Source organism: Pseudodesulfovibrio thermohalotolerans (assembly GCF_021353295.2).
Taxonomy (GTDB): Bacteria; Desulfobacterota; Desulfovibrionia; order Desulfovibrionales; family Desulfovibrionaceae; genus Pseudodesulfovibrio; species Pseudodesulfovibrio thermohalotolerans.
In genome coordinates, this window is sequence record NZ_CP120635.1 from 483,510 (window position 1) to 495,000 (window position 11,491).

Annotated in this window: 8 protein-coding genes, 1 rRNA gene and 2 pseudogenes (1 of these 11 running past the window's edge); all 11 read left to right on the plus strand. The window is 60.1% G+C overall.

Features of this window, described 5'->3' with window-relative positions; all coding sequences use genetic code 11:
* The first annotated feature begins 26 nt into the window (after positions 1-26).
* Complete coding sequence (locus tag LF599_RS02215) at positions 27-995, plus strand: polyprenyl synthetase family protein (RefSeq protein ID WP_269941046.1); 969 nt, start codon at positions 27-29, stop codon at positions 993-995.
* A gap of 69 nt (positions 996-1,064) precedes the next feature.
* On the plus strand, positions 1,065-4,061 hold the full coding sequence (locus LF599_RS02220) for a phosphoribosylformylglycinamidine synthase subunit PurS (RefSeq protein ID WP_279522138.1): 2,997 nt from the start codon (positions 1,065-1,067) through the stop codon (positions 4,059-4,061).
* 141 nt (positions 4,062-4,202) lie between these two features.
* Complete coding sequence (locus LF599_RS02225; RefSeq protein ID WP_279522139.1) at positions 4,203-4,688, plus strand: cytochrome c family protein; 486 nt, start codon at positions 4,203-4,205, stop codon at positions 4,686-4,688.
* Positions 4,689-4,696: 8 nt separating this feature from the next.
* Positions 4,697-6,718, plus strand: a complete 2,022-nt coding sequence (locus tag LF599_RS02230; RefSeq protein WP_279522140.1) for a methyl-accepting chemotaxis protein — start codon at positions 4,697-4,699, stop codon at positions 6,716-6,718.
* A 268-nt stretch (positions 6,719-6,986) separates the two neighbouring features.
* A complete protein-coding gene (locus tag LF599_RS02235) occupies positions 6,987-7,385 on the plus strand; it encodes a Fur family transcriptional regulator (protein ID WP_279522141.1) in 399 nt (132 codons plus the stop codon).
* Between the two features lie 277 nt (positions 7,386-7,662).
* Positions 7,663-8,235, plus strand: coding sequence for a rubrerythrin (gene rbr / locus LF599_RS02240; RefSeq protein ID WP_269941048.1), 573 nt, complete (start codon positions 7,663-7,665; stop codon positions 8,233-8,235).
* A gap of 28 nt (positions 8,236-8,263) precedes the next feature.
* Positions 8,264-8,653, plus strand: coding sequence for a desulfoferrodoxin (locus tag LF599_RS02245; RefSeq protein WP_269941049.1), 390 nt, complete (start codon positions 8,264-8,266; stop codon positions 8,651-8,653).
* Between the two features lie 90 nt (positions 8,654-8,743).
* Positions 8,744-8,956, plus strand: a pseudogene (locus LF599_RS02250) (rubredoxin); the annotation flags it as partial.
* A gap of 87 nt (positions 8,957-9,043) precedes the next feature.
* A pseudogene (locus LF599_RS02255) lies at positions 9,044-9,193 on the plus strand (rubredoxin); the annotation flags it as partial.
* A gap of 95 nt (positions 9,194-9,288) precedes the next feature.
* Positions 9,289-10,488, plus strand: coding sequence for an FprA family A-type flavoprotein (locus tag LF599_RS02260; protein WP_279522142.1), 1,200 nt, complete (start codon positions 9,289-9,291; stop codon positions 10,486-10,488).
* Between the two features lie 816 nt (positions 10,489-11,304).
* Positions 11,305-11,491: ribosomal RNA gene (locus tag LF599_RS02265) — 16S ribosomal RNA — on the plus strand (it continues 1,366 nt past the right edge of the window).

Genomic DNA, 11,491 nt, shown 5'->3' on the forward strand with positions numbered 1-11,491 from the left:
TCCGCAACCTGACATAGTACGCACATATGGACGAACTTCTGCGATATTTTAACCGGGAACTTCCCGGAATCAATGACTTTCTCGACAAAGAGGCCGACCAGCTCAGCGGGCTGGTCCGTGACGTTGCCAAGCACATCATAGGGTCCGGCGGCAAGCGCATCCGGCCGATGCTCACGCTCTTGTTCGCCCGGGCGCTGGGCTACGGCGGGGACGATCATCACGCCATTGCTTGCGCCTTGGAGCTTCTTCATTCCGCCACCCTGTTGCACGACGACTACCTGGACGACGCCGAGTTGCGGCGCGGCCGGGAAGCGGCCCACCTTGTTTTCGGCCGGACCGAGACCATTCTGGCGGGCGACGCGCTGCTCGCCCTGGCCAACGAGATGGGGGCGCGCTACGGTAATCCCCGCCTGTCCTGGCTGCTGGCCAAGGGCATCATGGAGACGGCCGAGGGCGAGATCGAGGAGATTGAATTTTCCCGCGACCCGTCGCTGGATCGCGAAGCGTACATGCGCATCATCATCGGCAAGACCGCGCGGCTCATCGAGTGCGCCTGCCGGTGCGGAGCGGCTTTGGCCAGGGCCTCCCGCGAGCAGGAGGACGCCGCCGGAGAGTTCGGACTGAACCTGGGCATCGCCTTCCAGTTGGTGGACGACGCCCTGGATTACGCTTCGCCCACGTCCGAGACGGGCAAGCCCGAGGGCGGCGACCTCAAGGAAGGCAAGATAACCCTGCCGCTCATCCTCCTCATGGAGGCTGGAGACGAGGCCGGGGCCAAGGCCCTGATCGCGGCCCTGAGGGACGGAACCCTGAGCGAGGCCGCAAGCCGCGACATCCTGGACCGGGTCCGGGAGGGGCGTTATTCAGAGAAAACCCGCGAAGAAGCCGCCCGCTACGTCGAGAGGGCCAAGGACTGTCTTGTCGGGTTCGAACCCGGCGAAGAGTTGGCCGTGCTCAGGCAGGCCGCGGATTATGTGTTGACCCGAACCAAGTGATTTTCAAGGCCGGTCACCCCCGCACGGAGACCGGCCTTCCGCTTTTCATATCTAGAGGAGAGACCAGATATGCTTTGTCGTGTGATCGTTGGACTGAAGGAAGGCGTCCGGGACGTGCTGGGCGAGAGGATCGCCCGCAAGGTCAGGAGCGAACTCGGCATGGACGTGAAGGATGTCCGCATCGTCAATGTCTTCACCCTGGAGGGCGTGACCCGGGAGCAGGTCGACATGGTCCTGGACCGCGCCGCCCTGCATGACCCGGTTCTGCACGAGGTTTCGCTCGCGCCCCTGGCGCGCGACTTCGATTGGATCATCGAAGTGGGCTTCCGGCCGGGCGTGACCGACAACGAGGGCCGCACCGCCCGCGAGACGCTCGGCGTCGTCCTGGGACTGTCCCGGGCCGAACGGGAGTCCATCAAGGTCTACACCTCCCGCCAGTACCTGATCCAGGCCGATCTGGACGAGGCGGGCGCGAGCCGTATCGCCAAGGACCTGCTGGCCAACGAACTCATCCAGCGGTACGAATACAAGTCCGCCGCCCAGTGGGCCAAGGACCCCGGTTTCGAGGCCAAGGCCGCCCGCGTCACGGGCCAGGCTTCCGACGCCGTGGCCACCATTCCGCTGGCCGCCATGTCCGATCAGGAGCTCATGGACTTTTCCAGGTCCAACACCCTGGCCCTGTCCCTCAAGGAGTTGCACGACATCCGCGCCTATTTCGCCGACCCGGCCGTCCGGGCCGACCGCGAGAAGGCCGGGCTCGGGGCCGATCCGACCGACGCCGAGATCGAAGTTCTGGCCCAGACCTGGTCCGAGCACTGCAAGCACAAGATTTTTTCCGCCAAGATCGAGTACGAGAACGCTGAGACCGGCAAGACCGTCGAGTATTCGAGCCTGTACAAGACCTTCATCCAGGGTTCCACCCGGCAGATTCGCGAACGCAACGCGGCCGGACGCGAGGGCGGCGACTACTGCCTGTCCGTGTTCAAGGACAACGCGGGCGTGATCCGGTTCTCCGAGACCACCAACGTCTGCGTCAAGATGGAGACCCACAACTCCCCGTCGGCTCTCGATCCCTACGGCGGAGCCCTGACCGGCATCGTGGGCGTGAACCGCGATCCCATGGGTACCGGCATGGGCGCGAATCTCCTGTGCAACACCGATGTCTTCTGCTTCGCGTCCCCGTTCCACGAGGGCGAGCTGCCGCCCAGGCTGCTGCATCCCCGCCGGGTGTTCGAAGGCGTGCGAGAGGGCGTGGAGCATGGCGGCAACAAGTCCGGCATCCCCACGGTGAACGGGTCCATCGTCTTCGACGAGCGGTACCTGGGCAAGCCGCTGGTCTACTGCGGCACCATCGGCACCATGCCGGTCTCCGTCGCGGGACAGCCTTCCCATGAGAAGTGCGCCCTGCCCGGCGACGTCATCGTCATGTCCGGCGGACGCATCGGCGCGGACGGCATCCACGGCGCAACCTTCTCCTCCGAGGAGTTGCACGAGGGCAGCCCGGCCACCGCAGTCCAGATCGGCGATCCCATCACCCAGCGCAAGATGTACGATTTTCTCATGCGCGCCCGTGATCTCGGCCTGTACAACGCCATCACCGACAACGGGGCGGGCGGCCTGTCCTCCTCGGTCGGCGAGATGGCCGAGGATTCCGGCGGTTTCGACATGGACCTGAAGAAGGCCCCGCTCAAGTACGACGGCCTGCGTCCCTGGGAAATCCTCATCTCCGAGGCCCAGGAGCGCATGACCATGGCCGTGCCGCCGGAAAAGCTCGACGAGTTCATGCGTCTCAGCGAGGAGATGGACGTGGAGTCCTCCGCCCTCGGCACCTTTACGGATTCCGGCAAGTACCTGGTCCGCTACGGCGACAAGATGGTCACCTATCTCGACATGGACTTCCTGCACAACGGCGTGCCGCAGATGGAACTCAAGGCCGTTTGGCAGCGGCCCGAGATCGCCCAGGACGCCGTGCCCGTGGCCGAGGATCAGAACGGTCTGCTCAAGGACATGCTCGGAAGGCTGAACATCTGCTCCAAGGAGTACGTTGTCCGGCAGTACGACCATGAGGTCCAGGGCAAGTCCGCGGTCAAGCCCATGGTCGGCGTGCTCGGCGACGGTCCGTCCGATGCGGGCGTTGTCCGCCCCGAATACGGTTCGGACCGGGGTCTGGTGGTTTCCCACGGCATCTGCCCGCAGTTCTCCGACTACGACACCTACTGGATGATGGCCAACGCCATCGACGAGGCCGTGCGCAACGCCGTGGCCGTTGGCGGCGACGTCAACTACATGGCCGGCGTGGACAACTTCTGCTGGTGCGACCCGGTTCAGTCCGAGTCCACCCCCGACGGCCACTACAAGCTGGCCCAGCTTGTCCGGGCCAACCAGGCGCTCGCCCACTACTGCCTCGGCTTCGGCGTGCCCTGCGTTTCCGGCAAGGACTCCATGAAGAACGATTACAAGGGCGGCGGCCGGAAGATTTCCATTCCCCCGACCGTGCTTTTCTCGGTCATCGGCGTTATTCCCGACGTGAACAAGTGTCTGACTTCGGACTTCAAGAAGCCCGGCGACCTGGTCTACGTCCTCGGCCAGACCCGGCCGGAGATGGGCGGCAGCGAGATCGCCGACCAGCTCGGTTTCTCCGACGCCCGTGTTCCCCAGGTGGACCTGGTTTCCGCGAAGCGCCGCTACGAGACCGTGTTCGCGGCCTCCCAGGAAGGACTGATTTCCGCCTGCCATGATTGCTCTGACGGAGGTTTGGGCGTGGCCCTGGCTGAGATGTGCATCGGCGGACGGCTTGGCGCGGACGTTGACCTGGACAAGGTCCCGGCCTGCGGCGAGCTGAACCTGACCGGCCTGCTCTATGCGGAATCGGCCAGCCGTCTGCTGGTTTCCGTGGCCCCGGCCGATCGCGAGCGGTTCGAAAACCTGTTCGCCGGACAGCCCTTCGCTTGTATCGGCAGCGTTTCGGACGCCTCGTCCATGACCGTTTCCTTGGCAGGCCGCAAGGTCCTGGATGCCGAAGTGGAGGAATTGGCGGCCGCCTTCAAGGAGACCCTGGCCTGGTAATTGAATTTTAAACACAACTCCTTGGTGTCGCGCCTTTACCAAAAGTGAATAATTCTCTATAGTGACGGCGTATTTACCTAGGCTGGGTCAAGGGTGCCCGGCTTGTTGCGACACCGCGTTTCTAGTAATGGGGGTTGGTTAATGCTCAAGAGATCTGTTTGGATCAAAGGCTGCTGCGCACTCTCGCTGGCAGCCTTTGTCGTATTGGCGGTCATGGCCGATGCAGGACGGGCGAATTCGGGTCGGTACGTGGGGTCGGAGGCATGTAGGGAGTGTCACGACCAGGAGTATGACAATTTTAAGAAGTTCGCCAAGAAGGCGCATTCCGGGGAGTCCGTCAGAATAATGATGGGCGACCTGACCAAGGAGGAGCTTGCGGAATGCTATGGCTGTCACATGACAGGTGTAGGCCAGCCGGGGGGCTTCGTGGATTTCGAGACGACTCCGGGCATGGCCGAGGCCGGGTGCGAGGTATGTCACGGTCCGGGCTACGATCACGTTGAGTCCGGGGGCGACCCGGACTTCATCAAGCACGACCTGAGTCTTGATGATTGCCAGGTCTGCCACAACCCGGAACGGGTCGATGCGTTTGACTTCAAGCCGCTGTTGCACGGCGGAGCTCATTAGGAGGCGGCATGGATAATTTCATCACCCGCTCCCTCGGGATCAAGCTCATCCTCTTGTCTTCTCTGCTGACCATCCTGGCCTTTGCCGGGTTGTTCGCCTACAGCTCCATCTCAACCAAGGATCACACTCTGAAAGAGGTGGCCCTGGCCGCCGAAAGGGTTGCGGACATGCTGTATATCGCCATCGAAGACCCCATGTCTAAAGGGGACAACGACGGCACCGCGATCAAATTCCTTCAGATGGCCGAGAGGTATCCGGACATCAAGGTCTACCTGACCGACTACAAGGGAGAGATCACCTATTCCACCGAGTCCGAATCGATACGCCAAAAGATATTCGACGCGCGGTCCGAGACCGGGCTGCCCGAGATGGTATCCAAGGGGCTTGAGGAGAAGATCGCCGAGGGCGACCTCAAGGAGATCGACGGCAAGCGTCATTTCGTCGAGGTGAAATCCATCGAGAATAACCCGTTTTGCTATCACTGCCACGGCAGGAGCCGGGAAATTCTCGGGGCGATGGTTGTGGCCGTGGACGTCAGCCCGCAGTACGGCGCGCTCAGGGAAAACCAGATTCGGTCGGCGGGCATATCCGTGATCGGCGTCCTGGCCCTGCTGGCCGCGTTGATCGTGTTCATGCGCCGGGCCATTGTCAATCGCATCACTTCCATCGCCTCAACGGCCGAGGACGTGGCCCACGGCAATCTGGACGCCCGTTTCGAGGTGGCCGGGACCGACGAACTGGGTTCCCTGTCCCGCTATCTCGGGGCCATGGTCAACCGGATCAAGGATCAGCTACAGTACAACCAGTCCGTGCTCAGCGGCATAGTGGTCCCGTTGTTCGTGACCGATGCCGACCAGACCCTGCAATTCGTGAATCCGCCGTTGCAGGCCATTCTCGATTTGACCGAGGACGAACTCAAGGGCCGCCGGGTGCAGGACGTCTTCGCTTGTGAATCCGAGGACGGGTCCACCTGCAACGCCGGCGAGGTTATCGCCTTGGGCGAGCCGCTTCAGGGACGGTTCCTGTTCACGCGCGGCGACGGCACCGTATTCCCGCTTCTGTTCGAGGCGTCCCCGCTCAAGGACGCGGAAGGAAAGACCGTGGGCGTTATCTGCGTGCTCATCGATCTGACGCGCGAGGAAGAGGACAAGAAGAACATCGAACTGCAACGGCAGGATCTCCTTGTTGTGGCCAACGAAGTCACCGAGGTGGCCAACAAGCTCAATGATGCGTCCAATATTCTCTCCACGCGGATGGACGAACTCGCGGACGGCGTCGACACCTCCGCGAACGAGACCGGGCAGGTGGCCACGGCCATGGAGGAGATGAACGCGACGGTGCTTGAAGTGGCCAAGAACGCCGCTGAGACCGCCCAGGCGTCGGACCGGGCAAACAAAGTGGCCGCTTCGGGCGGCGTGGTGGTGGGCAAGACCGTGGAGGAGATCAATTCCGTGGCCGACATCACCGAGAAACTGGCCGAGGCTCTGGCCTCGCTGTCCAGCCGGGCCGAGAACATCGGGCAGGTCATGGCCGTCATTAACGACATTGCGGACCAGACCAACCTGCTGGCGCTCAACGCGGCCATTGAGGCCGCCCGCGCGGGCGACGCCGGGCGAGGTTTCGCGGTTGTCGCGGACGAGGTTCGCAAGCTGGCCGAGAAGACCATGGACGCCACCAAGGAAGTGGAGGGAGCGATCTCCCTGATCCAGCAGTCCACGTCACATGCGGTTAATGAAATGGATGCCGTCAAACAGCGCGTGGTCAATACCTCGGGCATGGCCCAGGAAGCGGGCGGCGTGCTCGACGAGATCGTCCGGCACTCCGACTCCATCGCCGAGATGGTCAACGGCATCGCCACGGCGGCGGAGCAGCAGTCCTCGACATCGGACGAGATCAACACCCGGGTGACCCAGATCAACAAACTGTCCCAGGACGTTTTGTCCGGGATTCGCGAATCCAATCAGGGCATCCAGGAGGTCTCGGAACTGGCCGAGGAGCTTGCGGGGCTGGTTGCCAAGTTCCGTCAATAGACATCGCAAAGGCACCCTTGAGGGCCCGGCTTATGCCGGGCCCTCTCGCTGTTGTGTGCCATTTGTCTGTAATTTCGCGCAATCGCGATCCCGGCCAGGCGGTCGAAAAACGATGCAACCGTGCAACGCGGCACCGGTGATGACCCGGTTGTAACATTTGCAGTAATCGATTTTCTGAGCTAATGACCCATGATTCCGCTTGCACGGATTCCTCTTGACAAAGATGGGCCGGGGGAATAGTAATTGTTATCAAATATGGAGGATATCCATGGCTCAAGAAATGGGTTTCAGGCTTTCCAAGCAGCGGAAAGTGATCCTGGAAGAGTTGCGTAAGGTGAGGACGCACCCCACGGCCGACGAGGTCTATGACATGGTGCGCAAGATTATCCCCAGGATCAGCCTGGGCACGGTATACAGGAACCTGGAGTTCCTGGCGACCAAAGGGCTGGTTCTGAAATTAGGTGCGCCCGGCGAGCAGAAACGGTTCGACGGCACCCCTGAGCCGCATCCGCACATTCGATGCGAAGTGTGTACAGCCGTGGTCGACGTGGACTGCGAGATCGATATTCCGACCATCCCCGACACCTGCACCAGCGGCTACAAAATTTTGAATACCAACGTGGAATTTGTGGGCATCTGTCCCAAATGCCAGGCTGCCAAGCAATAAATCCGATAAATATCCGCTGAAAGATCGTAAAGCCGGTTGCCTCATGAGGCAACCGGCTTTATTTATACTATTAACTGTCGATTAGATGCTTGACAGGCGGCTCTTCCGTAGATAGGAATAATTCCTAGATTGATGCTAACCGAATGAGTTGGAAGAGAAAATTTTTATCAGCGGAACGCCACATCCTTTTCACATAATAATACGACAACGAGCGTGTTTTTGTGTAGGGTCGGTGGTGAATCTGAAAAAACCAAGAATCATTCCGTAAGGAGGAACAATGTCTCTGAAAGGAACCCAGACCGAAAAGAACTTGTTGTACGCATTCATCGGCGAGTCCCAGGCTCGCAACAGATATACCTATTACGCCAGCGTGGCCAAGAAAGAGGGTTACGTCCAGATCTCCAAGATCTTCGAAGAGACCGCCGGACACGAGAAGGAGCACGCCAAGCGCCTGTTCAAGTTCATGGAAGGCGGCACCGCGGAGATCACCGGCTCCTTCCCCGCCGGAGTGATCGGCAGCACCCTCGACAATCTGAAGGCCGCTGCTGCCGGCGAGCACGAGGAGTACACCGAGATGTACCCCGACTTCGCCAAGATCGCCCGCCAGGAGGGCTTCAACGAGATCGCCGCCGTCATGGAGAACATCGCCGTGGCCGAGCGTTACCATGAGGAGCGGTACCAATCCCTCATCAACAACATCGAGACCGATCATGTCTTCGTCAAGGACGAGGAAATCGTCTGGCGGTGCCAGAACTGCGGTTACAACCACAGGGGCTCCACCGCTCCCGTGAAGTGCCCGGCCTGCGATCATCCCCAGGCCCATTTCGAGATCAAGGACACCAACTGGTAAGAATCAAGTCATCCAAGGAGGATTCGACATGGCTATCAAATTGGGCGAAGTGTACAAGTGTAATATCTGCGGCAATATCGTCATGGCCATTCACGAAGGTGCGGGCGACCTGGTCTGCTGCGGCGAGGAGATGGTGCTGATGACCGAAAATACCGTTGACGCCGCCAAGGAAAAGCACGTTCCCGTCATCGAGAAGGACGGCGACAAGGTTACCGTCAAGGTCGGTTCCGTTGCGCATCCCATGGAGGAAAAGCACTACATCGAGTGGATCGAGCTTCAGGTGGGCGAGGTGGTCCTGACCAAGATGCTCAAGCCCGGCGACAAGCCCGAGGCCGAATTCTGCATCTGCGGTCTGTCCGGCGATCTCAAGGCGCGCGAATACTGCAACCTCCACGGTCTTTGGACCGCGACCGCCTAGACGCGGCATTTCGATCCGCGCTCCAGAGCGCGTATTCGACATCACGGGGGCGGGTCGTTGGACCCGCCCCTTTCAATCCAAGGAGGCAATATGGCTCTGCCCGAAGAGATGTATCAATGCCAGACCGTGAACTGCGGCTACATCTACAACCCGGACAAGGGCGACCGGAAAGGGAAGATTCCCAAGGGCACCAGGTTCGAGGACCTTCCCGACGACTGGCGCTGCCCCATTTGCGGCGGGACCAAGAAGTGCTTCCGGCCTCTGGCCGGTCCGGGGTCTACCAAGTCGGACTGCGAATTGCCTGTTGAAACCGATCCCGAAAAGTTGACAGCGGCCGCCGCTGCTGCAAAAGTATCCGACCAAAAGGAGACTGATCCCATGCAGAAATACGTGTGCGAGATTTGTGGCTATGTGTACGACCCGGCCCAGGGCGATTCCGACGCCGACATCCCGGCCGGCACCAAGTTCGAAGACCTGCCCGACGACTGGACCTGTCCCGTCTGCGGCGCGGGTAAGGACAGCTTCGTACTCGAGGATTAATTTTCGGCCCTCATCGTGGGCACGGAGCGCGCACCCACGGTTCGCGCTCCTTTTTTTACCGCAGCAGTTGAGCATCGCTCAATGTGGAGAAGACAATGAGACCTGTTGAAATCAAGGACGGAATCCACTGGATCGGCGCAGTAGATTGGAACCGCCGCAACTTCCATGGCTATTCCAAGGCGCACAAGGGCACCACTTACAACAACTTTCTTATCCTGGACGAGAAGGTGACCCTCGTGGATACCGTGGCCGAAGAGTTCTGGGGCACCCTCCAGTGCAACATCGCCCAGGTGCTCGGCGACCGCAAGATCGACTACTTCGTCATCAACCACCTGGAGCCCGATCACGCGGGTTGCCTCGCCCTTGCCGTCGAGAAGTACCGCCCCGAGAAAATTTACACCTCCCCCATGGGCCAGAAGTCCATGAAGGCCCACTTCAAGTACAAGGATTGGCCTGTAGAGGTCGTGCCCACCGGCACCGAGATCAAGCTCGGCGAGCGGACGCTCCACTTCATCGAGACCCGGATGCTTCACTGGCCCGACTCCATGCTGACCTACTGCCCCGAGGCCAAGCTTGTCTTCACCAACGACGCTTTCGGCCAGAACTGGGCCACCTCCGAGCGTTGGGCCGATCAGGTGGAGCGCTTCCGCCTGGAAGAGCTCATGGCCAACTACTACGCCAACATCGTCCTGCCGTACTCCCCGGTGGTCCTCAAGACCCTGGCCGGCATCAAGGAGATGGGGCTGGAGATCGACACCATCTGCCCGGACCACGGTTTGATGTTCCGTGGCGATGACTGCGCCTGGGTCATGAACAAGTACCAGGAGTTCGCCGAGCAGAAGCCCAAGAACAAGGCCGTCATCGTGTACGACACCATGTGGCACTCCACCGAGAAGATGGCCGAGGCCGTCGCTTCCGGCCTGGCTGACGAGGGTGTGTCCGTGCGCGTCATGTGCATGAAGAACAATCACCATTCTGACGTCATGGCCGAAATCTTCGACGCCGCCGCCGTGGTCGTCGGTTCGCCGACCCACAACAACGGCATTCTGCCGCTCATGGCCGACATGCTGACCTACATGAAAGGGTTGCGGCCGCAGAACAAGATCGGCTCCGCCATCGGTTCTTTCGGCTGGTCCGGCGAATGCGTGAAGATCCTGACCAAGTGGCTTGAAGACATGAACATGGAGGTCTTCGATCCCATCAAGACCCAGTTCGTCCCCGATCACGACGTGCTCGGCAAGTGCTACGAGCACGGCAAGCAGCTCGCCGCCGCCATCAAGGCCAAGACCGCCTAGCGGCGCAATCGATTCCAATGAAAAGGGCCCGGTCTCATCGAGACCGGGCCCTTTTTTTTGAGGGGGGGCGGCAAGACGGGGCCCCTTATATATGTTTGTAATGTATCATAGGCTGTAGGAGTCCTTTGCGGTTCGCTGGGGTGTTATCCGGTGCCATGCTGCGTATCTTTGGCGAGGCGGCCGGTTTTCGGGCGGGCGTAACCTTTGCCTCGGTCTGGGGGACTGGAATCGCAAGGAGAGCGTATGAGGCTGGAGGGGAGGGCCGTTGGAGGCGGAAGGGGACGCTTGCCGCTACTTCAACAAAATTACCGACCTGTTTCCAGTTCCGTCGCGTGGCCGCGTTTGCCGAGTTGGCCGAAGGCGAACAAGGGCGTGATGAGCGGTGTCGGAGCGGCCAAGCACGGTCGTTCATATCTATAAGAGGTATGGTGTAACGTGCTGATTTGATGTTTGTTGCGGCCGCAAACCGTGTGCTGGCGGGCTTTTCCGGGGAGCTGGGGTGTGGGGAGTGAAAAAAGATGCGATTGGACGAAAAAAGGTGTTGACTTGGGTAGGGCTAAAGCATAGTTTTCCCCTCCCGCTAACGAGTGGGGTCAACGTCCGCTTCGACGAAAAAAAAGTTGAAAAAAGGTGTTGACGGGGACGACGCGAAAGCATAGTTTCCCTCTTCCCGCCTGACGGCGGGATGTTCTTTGAGAAAAAGACACATAGTTGGTCTTTGACAATTAAATAGCGAGTTGAGCAAAATAGATCACGAATAATCACAGCCCGTTTAATACGAGTTTAGATTGAGTGGTCAACATTCTCCAAGTTTATCAACTGGAGAGTTTGATCCTGGCTCAGATTGAACGCTGGCGGCGTGCTTAACACATGCAAGTCGAGCGAGAAAGCTCTCTTCGGAGAGTGAGTAGAGCGGCGCACGGGTGAGTAACGCGTGGATAATCTGCCCTGAAGATCGGGATAACAGTTGGAAACGGCTGCTAATACCGTATAATCTGCATAT